This is a genomic window from Hymenobacter translucens, from assembly GCF_020685205.1.
In the GTDB taxonomy this organism is placed as follows: Bacteria; Bacteroidota; Bacteroidia; order Cytophagales; family Hymenobacteraceae; genus Hymenobacter; species Hymenobacter translucens.
This window is the reverse complement of the sequence record NZ_JAJERB010000001.1, coordinates 357,213-370,987: the sequence shown is the minus strand read 5'-3', so window position 1 is coordinate 370,987 and position 13,775 is coordinate 357,213. Positions and strand designations below refer to the sequence as shown.

The 13,775-nt window shown below is 61.7% G+C and carries 12 protein-coding genes; 9 read left to right on the top strand and 3 right to left on the bottom strand.

Annotated elements, in window-relative coordinates:
• Positions 1 to 141 precede the first annotated feature (141 nt).
• From LJY25_RS01555 to LJY25_RS01545, 3 genes are all read left to right on the top strand, one after another.
• Positions 142 to 1,149 (top strand): GNAT family N-acetyltransferase, encoded by a 1,008-nt coding sequence (locus LJY25_RS01555; protein ID WP_227606463.1) that lies wholly within the window; start codon positions 142 to 144, stop codon positions 1,147 to 1,149.
• A gap of 104 nt (positions 1,150 to 1,253) precedes the next feature.
• Positions 1,254 to 2,540, top strand: coding sequence for an MATE family efflux transporter (locus LJY25_RS01550; RefSeq protein WP_227606462.1), 1,287 nt, complete (start codon positions 1,254 to 1,256; stop codon positions 2,538 to 2,540).
• A gap of 3 nt (positions 2,541 to 2,543) precedes the next feature.
• The gene (locus LJY25_RS01545) at positions 2,544 to 3,515 is read left to right on the top strand and encodes a glycosyltransferase (RefSeq protein ID WP_227606461.1); all 972 of its coding nucleotides are present in this window, start codon (positions 2,544 to 2,546) and stop codon (positions 3,513 to 3,515) included.
• A 102-nt stretch (positions 3,516 to 3,617) separates the two neighbouring features.
• Here LJY25_RS01545 and LJY25_RS01540 read toward each other — a convergent pair whose 3' ends face one another.
• A complete protein-coding gene (locus LJY25_RS01540; RefSeq protein WP_227606460.1) occupies positions 3,618 to 5,273 on the bottom strand; it encodes an ArnT family glycosyltransferase in 1,656 nt (551 codons plus the stop codon).
• 35 nt (positions 5,274 to 5,308) lie between these two features.
• Here LJY25_RS01540 and LJY25_RS01535 point away from each other — a divergent pair, with 35 nt between their 5' ends.
• Positions 5,309 to 6,871 (top strand): hypothetical protein, encoded by a 1,563-nt coding sequence (locus LJY25_RS01535; RefSeq protein ID WP_227606459.1) that lies wholly within the window; start codon positions 5,309 to 5,311, stop codon positions 6,869 to 6,871.
• A gap of 163 nt (positions 6,872 to 7,034) precedes the next feature.
• A complete protein-coding gene (locus tag LJY25_RS01530; RefSeq protein ID WP_394799946.1) occupies positions 7,035 to 8,000 on the top strand; it encodes an acyl-ACP desaturase in 966 nt (321 codons plus the stop codon).
• A gap of 76 nt (positions 8,001 to 8,076) precedes the next feature.
• Here the strand turns inward: LJY25_RS01530 and LJY25_RS01525 are convergent, their stop codons facing one another.
• Positions 8,077 to 8,358 (bottom strand): DUF427 domain-containing protein, encoded by a 282-nt coding sequence (locus LJY25_RS01525; RefSeq protein WP_227606457.1) that lies wholly within the window; start codon positions 8,356 to 8,358, stop codon positions 8,077 to 8,079.
• Positions 8,359 to 8,481: 123 nt separating this feature from the next.
• Here LJY25_RS01525 and LJY25_RS01520 point away from each other — a divergent pair, with 123 nt between their 5' ends.
• Together LJY25_RS01520 and LJY25_RS01515 are read left to right on the top strand one after the other, a co-directional pair.
• The gene (locus LJY25_RS01520) at positions 8,482 to 9,585 is read left to right on the top strand and encodes a vWA domain-containing protein (protein WP_227606456.1); all 1,104 of its coding nucleotides are present in this window, start codon (positions 8,482 to 8,484) and stop codon (positions 9,583 to 9,585) included.
• A 220-nt stretch (positions 9,586 to 9,805) separates the two neighbouring features.
• On the top strand, positions 9,806 to 10,378 hold the full coding sequence (locus LJY25_RS01515) for a hypothetical protein (RefSeq protein WP_227606455.1): 573 nt from the start codon (positions 9,806 to 9,808) through the stop codon (positions 10,376 to 10,378).
• Between the two features lie 12 nt (positions 10,379 to 10,390).
• Here LJY25_RS01515 and LJY25_RS01510 read toward each other — a convergent pair whose 3' ends face one another.
• Positions 10,391 to 11,356 carry a c-type cytochrome gene (locus tag LJY25_RS01510; RefSeq protein WP_227606454.1) on the bottom strand — a complete coding sequence of 322 codons (966 nt, stop codon included), beginning with the start codon at positions 11,354 to 11,356 and terminating at the stop codon, positions 10,391 to 10,393.
• Positions 11,357 to 11,542: 186 nt separating this feature from the next.
• Between LJY25_RS01510 and LJY25_RS01505 the strand changes: the two genes are divergently transcribed.
• Positions 11,543 to 13,063, top strand: a complete 1,521-nt coding sequence (locus LJY25_RS01505) for a sigma 54-interacting transcriptional regulator (RefSeq protein WP_227606453.1) — start codon at positions 11,543 to 11,545, stop codon at positions 13,061 to 13,063.
• A gap of 319 nt (positions 13,064 to 13,382) precedes the next feature.
• Positions 13,383 to 13,580 (top strand): hypothetical protein, encoded by a 198-nt coding sequence (locus tag LJY25_RS01500; RefSeq protein ID WP_227606452.1) that lies wholly within the window; start codon positions 13,383 to 13,385, stop codon positions 13,578 to 13,580.
• The last annotated feature ends 195 nt before the right edge of the window (positions 13,581 to 13,775 follow it).

Here is a 13,775-nt window from a genome sequence, read left to right as displayed (position 1 = left end):
CAAGTTACGGTGCCGGGCCTAATGGGCGCTGGTACGCAAACCGGACGGAAGTGGCTGAGGCAGGCCAGGCAGAGGCCAAATCGTCGGCACGCCGTTTTTACTCGTACTTTCGCCATCCGTGCCCCGATACCTGCCTGTGCTTTGAGTCTGATTACCGCTTCGTCTTCCCTGCTGCCCCTGCCCGGAGCCGACGACCGGTATGCGGTACGCCAGCATCAGGGCGAAGGCCCCGGGCCGGCCCCCGCGCTGCCCCCGGCGTACGAGCCGTTTCTATACCTGAAGCCCGCTCATCTGGCCCTGCAGCGTCATCCGGGCATCCGCCATACCTTTTACCTCGAAGACCAGACTGCGGGCCTCACCGTGGCCCAGCTGCAGGTCGTGGCCGAGCCCGGCACCGGGACGGGCCACAGTCCTTGGCAGGCTCCCTTCGGCGCCGTACAGCTGGCCGACGTGCCGGCCGCGGTGCTGGAAAGCTTTCTGGAAACGGTACACGCCACGCTGCGTGCCCACGGGCTTTCGCGCCTGCGCCTGCGCAGCTACCCGTTTGCCTACGACCCCGCCGGCAGTGCCCGCCTTACCCACGTACTCCGGCGCCTGGGCTACGCGGTGGAGCTGGCCGAGCTCAACAACCACCTGGCGTTGAACAGCTCGTTTGAAAGCCGCCTGCACCCATCAGAGCGGCGCCGCCTGCAGAAGTGCCGCCGCCACGGCTTTGTATTCGAGCAGGAGCCCCCGCTGCTGTTGCCCCTGGCCTACGACTTCCTGGCCCGGTGCCGGGAAGAGAAAGGGCAGCAGCTGTCCTTGCCCCTGGAGCGGCTGCAGGAGCTGTTCGTGGCTTTTCCCCGCCAGCACTTTCTGTTCTCGGTGCGCGATGCCGCCGGTCAGTGGGCCGCCCTGACCGTGGCCATTCAGGTCAGCAGCCAGGTGCTCTACAACTTCTACCCGGCCAGTCCGCTGGCTTTCAACGGCTTTAGCCCGGTGGTGATGCTCAACGAAGGCCTGCACACCTTTGGGCGGGCCAACGGCATGCAGCTGCTGGACCTGGGCACCTCGACGCTGCCAACCGGGCTCAACCACTCCCTGCTGCAGTTTAAGCGCCACCTGGGCGGGGTGCTCAGCCTCAAGCTCACGTTCGCCAAGCAGCTGTAGCGGTTTTTTAGCTGATGGCTACCAGCCGTTAGCTTTTAGCCCTGGCTCCGATTTCCTTCCTTTAGTTGATCCGCTTTCACGAGCATTCCACCCAAGCCCCCAGCATGACTGAGCCCACATCCGTCGCTGCCGACACCAGCCCCCGGGCCGGGCTGGGGCGTTTTCTGCGCGGCTCCCTGGGCTCGGGGCTGGCGGTAGGGGCGCGGACGGCCGGGGCGTTGCTGCTCAACAAGCTGCTGGCCGTTTACGGTGGCCCCGGCGGGCTGACGCTGCTGGCACACTTTCAGAACCTGATGGCGCTGTTCACGACCCTGCCCAACGATGGCGTGAACGTGGGCGTGGTCAAGTACCTGGCTCCGCTGAGTCCGCAGGCCCGGCGCTACCGGGGCTGGCTGGGGGCAGGCGTGGTCCTGACGGCCGGAGCGGTGCTGGCCGGGGCACTGGCCCTGGTTCTGGTGCCGGGGCCTCTGGTAGGCGTGTTCCGGCCTTCGGAGAGTTGGGTCGCGCTTTTTGCCTTCGGTATTGCGCTGCTTACGGCCTACACGTTTCTGGTATCGGTGCTGCTGGCGGCGGGCAAGCTGCGGGCCTACATCGGGCTTACCGTGGGGCTGAGCATCATCGGGGTGGCTGTGGTGGGGGGCGTGCTGACAGCCGGCTGGCCGGTGGAGCAGGCCCTGCTGGCCTACCTGCTGGCCCAGGGCACCATGCTGCTGCCGGCTTGGGCGCTGACCTCCCGGCACGGGCTGCTGCCCTGCCTGCCCGGCCGGATCAGCCCGGCGGCATTACGCGGCCTGGGGCGCTACCTGCTGATGGCCCTGAGTTTGCTCGTCTTCAGCAAAGGCGTCGATTTTGTGCAGCGCGACGTGCTGATGGCCCGGTTCGGACTTGCCCAGACCGACCTGTGGCAGGCCGTGGCGAAGCTGTCGGACAACTATACCATGGTGTTTTCGGCCGTGATGGGCAGCGTGTACTTTCCCCGGCTGTCGGCTTTGGCGGGGCAGGCCGGGCCGCTGCGGGCCTACGTGCGCAGCGTGTTACTGCTGCTGGCGCCCACGCTGGCCGTGGGCTTCGGGATGCTGTTTCTGCTCCGGCACGTACTGCTGACCGTATTATTCGACCAGCACTTTGCCGAAGCCCAGTCTTTGCTGGCACCCCAGTTTATCGGCGACTGGGCCAAGTTTCTGACCTGGACGCTGCTGTTTCTGCTTACGGCCCGGGCCCAGGTGGGCCGGTACGTGGCGGTGCAGGCCGGCTCGGCCGTGCTCTATGCGGGTCTGCTGATCGTACTGCTGCCCCGGCTCGGGCTAATCGGGGTGCCGGTGGCCCACGCGGTGCGGTTCGGGCTCCTGCTGCTGGGCTGCGGACTTTATTTTCGCCGCTATCTTCGCTGAGGCATGAGGAAAGCAGCCGAATCCGACGCATGGATAGCCGGAGCCGATTCCGGCCCCCGGCCGCTGGTGACCATTGTAGCCTTATGCTACAACCACGGCCCGTTTGTGACGGAAGCCCTGGACTCCATCCTGGCCCAGACCTACCCGAATCTGGAGGTTATCTTGGTTGATGATGCCAGCACCGACGGCAGCCGGGCGGTACTGGAGCAGTATGCCACCCGAAACCCCGGCTGGCAAACCATTTTCCTGCCCGAAAACCTGCGCAACTGCCGGGCCTTCAACCAGGCTTTTTTCCGGTCGAAGGGAGAGTTTCTGATTGACTTCGCCACCGACGACGTGCTGCTGCCGGACCGGGTAGAGCGGCAGGTAGCGGCCTTTCAGCGCCTCGGACCAGCGTGCGGCATGGTGTATTCGGATGCCGAGCTGATTGACGAGCAGGGCCGGCACGTGCGGTTCCACTACCGCCGCGACCGGCAGGGCCGGCCCCACCCGCGCCCGGCCTCGGGCTACGTATTTGCCGACGTGCTCAGCCGCTACTTTATCAGCACGCCCACCATGATGATGAGCCGGGCCGCGCTACAGCATCTGGGTGGCTACGACGAAACGCTCAGCTACGAGGACTTTGACTTCTGGGTCCGGGCCGCCCGCGACTATCAGTTTCATTTTCTCGACGAAGTCACCACCCGGCGCCGCATCCATCCCCGGTCGATGTCGCGCCGCGCCTACCGACCCAACGACCCCTACCTCGACTCCAACATCCGGGTGTGCCGCAAAGCCTTGGCCTTGTGCCGCACGCCGGAAGAATTGGCGGCCCTGGCCGTGCGGCTGCGCTGGGAGATGAAGCAGATTGTGCGCTGGGGCGGCTACCAGGGCCTCGATGAACTCTATGACCTGCTGCGGCAAACCACCCGCATTACTCCGCTGGACCGGGCTTTGGTGCAGGCCGGCAGGCTGATACGGCTGGTGAGGAAGTAAATCAGGCCAGAACCGGCCCTGGCGCGTAGCTAGACCTTTTAGTTTAGTGAAAAGCTTTCAGCTATAGTCTTTGGCGTAAGCCTTAACCGCCGCGTTTTCAGCTTAGAGCCTCACCTTGTACAAGGTAACCTTGCCGGCCCGGGCCGCCACCTGCCGGCGCGGAAACCACTGCAGCACGGAATCGGCGGAGTAGCGGATCAGCCGCCGGGTAAGCTCGTCGTTGGTGAGGGTGCTGTGGTTGAGCAATAGCCAGGCCTGCTCGCCCGGGTTGAGCTGGACCGAGTCGCGGGCCCAGTAACGCCGGAACTGCAGGCCGGGGGGCACGTGGTAGCCGTAGTAGAAGTCGTAGTTGCTGATCAGGTAGTCATCCACAAACACGACCCCGCGGGCCGTGCGCGGCAGATGCTGACGAATTAGCCGGTCCTGATCGAAGTGGGACGACACGCCCGGCTTGGTCATAAAGTAAACCGGCCGGATCAGCAGGCCGAGCGTGAGGCCGAGCAGCGCCAGGACCGCGAAGCGCCGTGTCCCCGGCTGGTTTCTGCTCGGGCGGCCCTGCGCCGTGGACACGCCGGCCAGCACCGTCTGCACCATCACCAGCACGGCCAGTAGCCCGTAAATCACCGACACCGAACTGCGCACCCAGCCCGCAGCCGCCAGCAGTGCCAGGGCCAGCCACCCGCCTCCTCTTCCTGTCTGCACATAGTGCTTCAGCCCAAAGCCGGCGGCCAGGCACAGAGGCGGCAGCAGGGGCGTCGTCATCCGCGGAATCAGGGTGATGGGGTTGTATTGGGTTACCGACGTGCTGCCGAACCAATAAAAGGCGAGGGTGCTGAATGCCAGCCCAACCCAGAAACCGGCATCGGACGCCGGCTCTTTCTGGAACCGAAACAGGGAGGCCAGGGCCAGAATCAGCGCGATGCCCAGGCCGATGCCGAGCAGGAAGCTCAGCGGCTGCCAGGTGACGCGGGCCAGCAGGCCGGCGCGGTTGCCCTCCAGGAAGTTGCCTTCTTTCAGAAACTCGTTGGTATTCTCAATCAGGTGAATGCGGTAGAGCGCGTCGTCGGTAGCCAGCTGGTAAAAGGCCAGGTACGCCCCGAGCAGCACCGCGCCCGACAGCAGGGCGCTCAGCCAGAACCTGCCGTTGCGCTGCCGTACCACGTCCAGCGCCAGCAGGCCCAGGTAAAAGGGGAGGTAGTACACAATGGTTTCCTTGCTAAGCAACGCCAGGAAGTTTAGCCCGGCAAAGCCCGCCCCCCAGGCCAGTTGCCCGCTGAAACCCCGTTTGCGGCCCGTTAGCAGCGCCGCGGCTGCGGCCAGGCACCAGAACATCAGGATGTTGTCGGGGTAGAGGTAATTACTGAGGTTGAGCGTGAAGTAGTGTAGCCCCAGCAGCACCATGGCCCCGGCTGCCACCACCGGCTCCCGGCGCTGGTACAGCGCCCACAGCAGTACCGCACAGCCCAGCGTGCAGAGCAGCGGCCAGAGCGTGGTGGTGATGATGTTGACGCCAAACAGCCTGTAGAGCAGCGCCACCGGCCCGAAGATCAGCCACCGCTCCTTGAGCGGGTCGTGTAGCAGCCCCTGCGGGTCGGGTACCGTGTGGAACGAGCCCGTTGCCAGCTGGTGGGCGTAGCGGGAGTAGAAGTAGTCGTCGATGGCGTACAGCCCCTCGTGGGTCAGGAAAAAGTAAGCCACGGTTACCAGCCCTACTACCAGCAGGGCTACGTCGGGCAGGCGCACGGAAAGTCGATTCACAGCGTAAAAGTGAGGAAATTCCCCACCTTTGTCTTATGTCGCCGGCCTGGTTTTTTCGCGTTGTGGTGCTGCCCGGCCTGCTGATGCTGGCGGCCGGAGGGGGGCTGGGCTGCTACTACGAAACCAACGACGACTTCGCCCTTACGCTCCTGCTGCGGGGCAGCACAGCCCCCGGCCCGGTCACCGACCTGCACCTCTACTTTCATGGGTATGCCGGTCTGTTGGCCGCCCTGTACGCTTCCTGGCCGCTGCTGCCCTGGTATGGACTGCTGCTCTACGCGCTGCTTTACGGGGCCAGCGTCCTGACCTTTGCCGTCCTTGACAGGCTGCTGATCCGGCACCTGACGCCGGGCCAGGTCGTGGTTTTGCTGACCAGTTTCTGGGTGGTGGCCTGGCTGGAGCACGTCCTGTGGTTTAATTACAGCCGGGTGCCGGTGCTGCTGGCCGGGGCCGGGTTGCTGTTCGCGGCGCAGCGCGCCGGGCGGCTGCCCGCGCTGCTGCTCGGCCTGCTGGCCTTTGGCCTGGGCTGGCTGATCCGGCCCAGTGCGGCGGTCCTGGGATTGCTGGTTGTGGTGCCCGGCTGCTGGTGGCTGGCCGGACGAAGGGCGGCCCGCCCGTTGCTCGGGGCGGCGGCCCTGGCCCTGGTGGGGGCACTCTGGCTGAGCGCAACGGCCACGCCGGCGGAACAAGCCTACCGCCGCCTCGACGTGCTCAAGTCCGGCCTCAACGACTACCAGCTCTACCAGCCCCGCCCCCGAACCGGGCCCGACAGCCTCGGCATTGCCGCCGTGCAGCACTGGCTGCTGGCCGATTCGACCATCGTAAACGAAGCCCTGTTTGCCCGGGCCGGTGGCATCAGCACGTCGTACCTGCTGCGCGAGACGTTCCCAGCCAAGCTTACAACGCTGCTTAGTTTGGTTGGCCGCGACTATTTCCCGTTGCTGCTGCTGAATCTGCTGCTGACCGGAATAGTCGTGCGGCGCCGTCCGGTCGGTAGCGGCTGGTTCTGGCTGGGGCAGCTTTGGTTTATGGGCCTGGTGCTGGGGCTGGGCATCGTGCTGAAGCTGCCGCCCCGCCTGGGCTTGCCCTTGTTTGGGCTCTGGACGGTGGGCAACCTGGCCTTTGTGCTTCCCCTGGCCCAGGCTCCCTGGCGCCGGATGCCGGTGCTGGCCGGTCTGGCTGCCGTCGTGCTGCTGGTTTATGGCCTTAAGTCCGGGCACCGCGTTCAGGTCTTGAGCCGGGAGCAGCGCGGGCGGGAGGTGCGGCTCCACCAACTGTTTCAGGCCAGCAAAGGAAATATTCTGGTCACGGACGCTGAAAGCCTGGATGGCAAGGGCTTGTCGCCTTTCCGCAGGTATTCCACCACCCGGCCGGTGCTGCTGCTCACCGGCTGGACTACGCTCGACCCTTCCCAGGCCGCATTGCGCCAGCAACTCACCGGAACCCGCGACTACGCCCGCGCCCTCATCCGGTTGCGCAGCCGCCCCGGCGTCGTATGGGTGCTGGTGCCGGAAACCCGCATCCTGCTAAAACACTACTTTCAAACCCGGACCCGATATAGTATGCATGCCGATAATAGGGGTAAAAACGGGCCATAAACCGCATTGTAAAAGGGGAGGAGAAAACGCTGACTTTTAAAAAAGCCAAAATTTTATTCACGGCGTTGCTGTCGTGTTTAGCGTATCATAGATAAGTGAATCCCTACCTTTGGGTCACATTCTCAAATTTTTTCTTCTCACGCCCGCCATGATTGCAGCAACTATGACCTCTCGCCGGGAGGTGCTACAACACCTCGAATCTTTTTTGACGGAGAATCTCGATTCTTTCCTGAAGAAGGTCGAGGACAGCTGGCAGCCCGCCGATTACTTGCCCGACGCGCGCAATGAATCGTTTCTGAATGAAGTGCGCCAGCTCCAGGAGCGGGCCCAGGGCCTGAGCTACGACCTGCTGGCCGTGCTCATCGGCGACACCATCACCGAGGAAGCCCTGCCCAACTACGAAGCCTGGCTGATTGCCATGGATGATATCAACCGCGACCCCAACAACGGCTGGGCACGCTGGATGCGGGGCTGGACCTCCGAGGAAAACCGCCACGGCGACCTGCTCAACCGCTACCTCTACCTCTGTGGCCGGGTGAACATGCGCGAATTTGAAACCAGCACCCAGTTTCTCATTGCCGACGGCTTTGACCTGGGTACCGGCCAGGACCCGTACCGTGCCTTTGTGTACACCAGCTACCAGGAAACCGCCACCAACATCTCCCACCGCCGCGTGGGCCAACTGGCCCGCAAAGCCGGCGACGACCAGCTTTCCAAGATCTGCGGCATGATTGCCGGCGACGAAGCCCGTCACGCCCGCGTGTACAAGTCGTTTGTCGAGAAAATCTTCGAAGTTGACCAGTCCGAGATGATGCTGGCCTTTGAGGACATGATGCGCAAGAAGATCGTGATGCCGGCCCACTACATGCGCGAGATGGGCGTCGACATCGGCAAGACCTTCGGGCACTTCACCGACGCAGCTCAGCGCCTGGGCGTTTACACCAGCTCCGACTACACCGACATCCTCGACGGTCTGCTCACCGACTGGAAGATTGCCAGCATCACCGGCCTGACCGATCAAGCCGAGAAAGCCCGCGACTACGTGATGGCCCTGCCCAACCGCCTGCGCCGCGTGGCCGACCGCATGCCGGTGCCCAAGCTGGAGTACAAGTTCAAGTGGATTGACTAGTCGGCTCCCCTGATACATAGCGAAAAGGCCCGGTGGAAGCGTCCACCGGGCCTTTTTTATCAACCGAGGCGTTGGGCTATTTCTCGACGCGTACGCCTTTCCAAAAGGCGACCCGCCCTTTGATCTGCCTCGCGGCGTCTTTCGGGTCGGGGTAAAACCAGGCGGCATCTTTGTTCAGCTCCCCGTTTACGCGCACCGAGTAGTAGCTGGCTCGGCCTTTCCAGGGGCAGGTCGTCTGGGCAATGCTATCCTCGAAATACTCGCGCTTAAGGGCTTCGGCGGGGAAGTAGTGGTTGTTCTCGACGACGACCGTGTCGTCGCTTTCCGCCAGTACCGTGTTGTTCCAGATGGCTTTCATGGTGGGAGTAGAGGTAAGGAGGTGGCGTAGTCTAGGTTCTCACTTCTGAGTTCTAAGCGCTAAATTTCTTCCAACTGAACATTGCCGCCGGGCCGGTTGTTTTCCGGACTTACTTCCTATTCTATGTCTGCTGGATTCCGCTTCCGTGATTTTGTGCCTGAGGAGTCGCCCGAAAAGGGCTTCGAAACTCTCTTCAAGCTTTTTATGCAGCTCGTCACCATCACCTCCGGCGACGTGGGTGAGGCGCTGTCCTGGCTGTCGGAGCTCGACAAGCAGTACGGCCTGACTGATGACCAGTACGGCATCGGCAACTTTATCGAGGATCTGAAAAAGAAGGGCTACATCGACGACGACCCCCAGAAGCAGGGCTCGTTTCAGATTACGGCCAAAAGCGAGCAGAACATCCGCAAGAGCGCCCTGGAGGAAATCTTCGGCAAGCTCAAGAAAAGCTCGTCCGGCAACCACCGCACGCCCCACACCGGGCAGGGCGACGAGATGAGCACCGACATGCGCGAATTTCGTTTCGGCGACACGCTGGAGCAGATTTCCATGACCGAAAGCATCCGTAACGCCCAGCTCAACCACGGCCTCGGCGACGACTTCATGCTGGCTGAGGGCGACCTGGAAGTGCGCGAAACCGAGCACAAGTCCCAGACGGCTACAGTGCTGATGATTGACATCTCGCACTCGATGATTCTCTATGGCGAGGACCGCATCACGCCTGCCAAGAAAGTAGCCATGGCCCTGGCAGAGCTGGTGAAGCAGAAATACCCCAAGGACTTCCTCGACGTGCTGGTGTTCGGCAACGACGCCTGGCAGATTCAGGTCAAGGACTTGCCGTACCTGGAAGTGGGGCCCTACCACACCAACACGGTAGCCGGCTTGGAGCTGGCCCTCGACCTGCTGCGCAAGCGCAAAACGCCCAACAAGCAGATCTTTATGATTACCGACGGCAAGCCTACCTGCCTCAAGGAAGCCGGCGGCTACTACAAGAACTCGTTCGGCCTCGACCGCAAAGTAGTCAACAAGACGCTGAACCTGGCCGCCGCCGCCCGCCGCCTGAAGGTGCCCATTACCACTTTCATGATTGCCCAGGACCCCTACCTGAAGCAGTTCGTGGAAGAGTTCACCGAGGTCAACCAGGGCAAGGCCTACTACAGCAGCCTCAAAGGCCTGGGTCACCTGATTTTCGAGGACTACAAGAAAAACCGCCGCAAGTCGCTTTAAGCGTTTGGTTTCAGCGAAAGCAACCGCGGAAGTCCATCGGGCTTCCGCGGTTGCGTTTATACTGTTTGGGTTGTTCGCGCTAATCAGACCGGGCAGCACCACTGCGGACGTTGGCGATAGGTGTGCCAAACGGGTACGCCAAGCATTGAGAAAGACGTAGAAACTAAGGTGCTATATTGATTAGTGTTAATATTGAGCTCGGTGTTTAATCCCAAACTCTATGAACCGAAAAAGCTTTTTCACGGCCAGTATTATTTTCACTGCCCTGGTGGCTTTGAGTATCTGGAGTGGATTGGTCTGGGCTCATTTTCATGGCGGGGTATCCAGCCACCATCTGCTGGCCGATGAGAAGCTACCGGCCCTTTCGAACTGGTGGGGTGCTTTGATTCTGCCTTTGCTAACCTGGTTTCTCCTATATCGAATCCGAGAAAATACCTTTCGGGAAGAAGGACACAGTAGCCTCCTGCGCCCGTTGTATGGGTTTATTGGAGCAGTCCTTTTTGGCGGATTAATCTCCGTTTTATTTACGCTGGGTGAGAATGACCTTGCCGGCAACGCAATGCTGCTGCTGTTCGTGGCGGCACTTGTTTATCCGGTTTATCGACCTGAATGCCTGCTCGGCTTCGTGCTCAGCATGAGCTACGTTTTCGGACCCGTACTTCCGGCCCTGATCGGAATCCTGGTGGGAGGTATAGCCCTGGTGTTGTACGCCCTGGTTCGCCCCGCAGGGCAATATGTAGCCGCAAAGCTTGCTCTGGTGATTTCATTTAGCAACGCACGGCACAAGGACTGAGACAGAGGTCTGCTACAGCTTGGCCGTAGCTCCGTCCTCTGGGGTGGCGTTTTTGATGATGGGCACCGTGCGCAGGTAGGCGAAAATGGCCTTGGCTTCCTCTTCGCTCATCAGGGAGTACTTGGGCATGGGGTAGCTCAGGGCGCCGTGGGGCGACATGCCAAAGCGCACGGCCTGCACAAACTGCCCTTCGCTCCAGTCGCCGATACCCGTTTCGCCGTCCATCGTGAGGTTGCGGGACTTCACTTCCTGCTGCTGCCGGTTGAGCAGCGTGTTGCCCCCGGCCAGGTAGCCTTCCGATTTCTCCGGCTCCATCGGGTTGTTGGTTTTGAAGTCCTTGGAGTGGCAGTCGTAGCACTTGTAGCGGCCCACGACGAGGTAGCGGCCAAACGCCTGGGCATCGGTCGGAGCAGGGGCTTCCACAACCTGGGAGGGCAGGGGCGTGGGCTTCATCACGGTGTTGGTAAGGGCCTTGGTCAGGAAGGAGGGCTCCTGGGCGGCGCTGGGCGAGGCGTCGGCCTGGACCAGGGCGTTGTCGGAGCGCAGAAACGCCACCACGCTGTTAATGTCCTCGTCCGACATGTGCACGAAGCTCGGCATCACCACCCGGAACCGGCCGTCGGGGCCGATGCCGGTGCGCAGGACGGTAATAATCTGCCCGTCGGTCCAGTTGCCCAGGCCGTGCTTTTTGTCGTTGGTGATGTTGGCGGAGTGAATTTTGCCGAACTCGGCGGGCAGGTCGGGAATCAGCTGACCGCTGAATTTACGGGTCTGCGGGTTGGTGTGGCAGTCAGCGCACGAGGCCATGACAATAGCCTGCCCGTGAGCTACCCGCTCGGGGGTAACCGCTACTTTAGCGTCCAGCTTGGGCACATCGTAGTGCGGGATGCCCCGGGCCGAAACGAAGATGGCAAAGCCGGCCACGGCCACGAACACCAGAGCGACAAAGCCAAGCAGAACACGTATGATCTTTTTCATGGATTTGAAAAGTTAAAATTATTGTTGGATAAGCGCAATATTATTCAAAACCAATGGTCGTCCAAACCACATGATCATGTGATGGGTAGTCGTACTCGTACTTAAGCCGGGCTGGGCCGCCTGAACCTCCGGGCCCCGTTGCCTGTTAACGAAGACCGCCGCTTTCGGCCTTACCTCTCCCGATCCATGAATCACGAATCTATCCGCACGCTGGGCCAGCTGCGCGCCAGCGGCTACCAGCCCCGCACTGTGAAAGAAGAGCTGCGCGAAAACCTGATCCGCAAGCTGCGCAGCAAAGAAGAAGTATTCCCGGGCATCTATGGCTACGAGGAAACCGTTATTCCCGACCTGCAGCGCGCTATCCTGGCCGGGCACCACATCAACCTGCTGGGCCTCCGCGGCCAGGCCAAAACCCGCATTGCCCGCCTGCTGGTAGGTTTGCTCGACGCGTTTATTCCGGTGGTGGAAGGATCAGAGCTCAACGACGATCCCCTGCAGCCGCTGTCGGTATTCGCCAAGAACCTGATTGCGGAGAAAGGCGACGACACGCCCGTTGCGTGGATGGCCCGCGACGAGCGGTACACCGAAAAGCTGGCCACGCCCGACGTTACCGTAGCCGACCTCATCGGCGACGCCGACCCGATCAAGGCGGCCACCCTGAAGCTGCCCTACTCCGACGAGCGGGTGATTCACTTCGGCCTGATTCCGCGGGCCCACCGCGGCATTTTTGTCATCAACGAGCTGCCCGACCTGCAGGCCCGCATCCAGGTATCACTGTTCAACATTCTGCAGGAAGGCGATATTCAGATCCGGGGCTTCAAGGTGCGCCTGCCGCTGGATCTGCAGTTCGTATTCACGGCCAACCCCGAGGACTACACCAACCGCGGCTCCATCGTGACCCCGCTCAAGGACCGCATCGACTCCCAGATCATCACGCACTACCCCAAGAGCATCGAAATCGGCAAGCGCATCACCAAGCAGGAAGCCCGCATCAAGGAAGCGCAGCACGGCTTGGTGACCAGCAACGAAATCGTGCACGACCTGGTGGAGCAGGTGGCCGTGGAGGCCCGGGCTTCGGAGTATGTGGATGCCAAGAGCGGCGTGTCGGCCCGCCTTACCATTGCCGCCTACGAGAGCCTGATCAGCGCGGCCGAGCGGCGGGCCCTGATCAACGGCGAAAAGCAGACCTACGTGCGCGTGGGCGACTTTATTGCCGCCGTGCCGGCCATCACCGGCAAGGTGGAGCTGGTGTACGAGGGCGAGCAGGAGGGAGCCGGCCACGTCGCTGAGAAGCTGATGGGCAAGGCCATCCGCACGCTGTTTCTGAAGTATTTCCCCGACCCCGACAAGGCCAAGAAGCTTAAAAACCGCCCTTCGCCCTACAAGACGGTGCAGGAATGGTTCGGCAGCGGCAATACGGTGGATCTGCTCTCCGATGCCTCGGACAAGGACTACCACAAAGCCCTGGATCAGGTGCCCGGCCTGCGCGACATCGTAACCGAGCTGCATCCCAATGAGAGCAAGGAGCAGACCTGGTTTCTGATGGAATTCCTGCTACACGGCCTGGCCGAATACAGCCTGATTTCCCGCAACCGCGTCACGGCCGGCTCCCAGTTCAAGGACCTGCTGTCGTCAATGTTCACCATGCCCAGCTTCGGAGAGGACGACGACGAGGAAGAGGACACCAAGCCGCGCAAGCGGCGGTAAGCTTACCCCGGCTTTTTCCTTAGGAAGAGCGTGAGCCGGACGATTACCAGGCCATACACACCGAAATACGAAAACGCCCCGCTTACCGCAAGGTAGGTGGGGCGTTTGCTGTGCGGCCAGGGTAACAGGTTGGGAATCTGGGCTGGACCGTGTGTAGGGGCAGTTGTATAATTCATTCGGAAAGAAGAACGGGTCGTTGGCACAGCGAACGAGAGGGCTCACCCAAAATCCCGGTTTGGCTTTGGAGGCTGCCGTTGCTTTGCATCATCCAACCGGGATAATCAACTGATCAACAACGCTTCCAGCCTTCCTTTTTGCTATGACTGCTTCTGCTACTGCCCGCTTCGCTTCGTTCCTGCTGATTCTGGCCCTGCTTGGTTCGGGTCTGAGCGCTTCCGCCGCGGCAGCCAGCACTACGGACCTGATCTTCGGCAAAGGCAAAAAGTCCGGCCGTACGATTCACCGTCCCAACTACAAACGCTACAAGCCCGGCTGCAAGTGGATTTTCCAGAAGTAGTCAGTCCGGTCCCTCGGGCCACGGCGGCTTAGTTCCTGACGTATAGCAGCAAGGCTGCCCTTTGCGACCGGGAGTCTTGCCGGCGAAGCTACCGGGTTCACCGTCGCGAACGAAGGTCATTCGCTACATTGGAAGCGGAAATAGCGGCCTTGACCGAGAAATCAGGCTGGTTAAACTAAATTCCGGGCCCCGCAC

Excerpts from the sequence above, each read along its gene's own strand:
- LJY25_RS01525 (WP_227606457.1), bottom strand. The coding sequence starts at position 8,358 with ATGAAAGCCATCTGGAACAACACGGTACTGGCGGAAAGCGACGACACG.
- LJY25_RS01510 (WP_227606454.1), bottom strand. The coding sequence starts at position 11,356 with ATGAAAAAGATCATACGTGTTCTGCTTGGCTTTGTCGCTCTGGTGTTC.
- LJY25_RS01530 (WP_394799946.1), top strand. The coding sequence starts at position 7,035 with ATGACCTCTCGCCGGGAGGTGCTACAACACCTCGAATCTTTTTTGACG.
- LJY25_RS01535 (WP_227606459.1), top strand. The coding sequence starts at position 5,309 with ATGTCGCCGGCCTGGTTTTTTCGCGTTGTGGTGCTGCCCGGCCTGCTG.
- LJY25_RS01515 (WP_227606455.1), top strand. The coding sequence starts at position 9,806 with ATGAACCGAAAAAGCTTTTTCACGGCCAGTATTATTTTCACTGCCCTG.
- LJY25_RS01505 (WP_227606453.1), top strand. The coding sequence starts at position 11,543 with ATGAATCACGAATCTATCCGCACGCTGGGCCAGCTGCGCGCCAGCGGC.
- LJY25_RS01520 (WP_227606456.1), top strand. The coding sequence starts at position 8,482 with ATGTCTGCTGGATTCCGCTTCCGTGATTTTGTGCCTGAGGAGTCGCCC.
- LJY25_RS01545 (WP_227606461.1), top strand. The coding sequence starts at position 2,544 with ATGAGGAAAGCAGCCGAATCCGACGCATGGATAGCCGGAGCCGATTCC.
- LJY25_RS01550 (WP_227606462.1), top strand. The coding sequence starts at position 1,254 with ATGACTGAGCCCACATCCGTCGCTGCCGACACCAGCCCCCGGGCCGGG.
- LJY25_RS01500 (WP_227606452.1), top strand. The coding sequence starts at position 13,383 with ATGACTGCTTCTGCTACTGCCCGCTTCGCTTCGTTCCTGCTGATTCTG.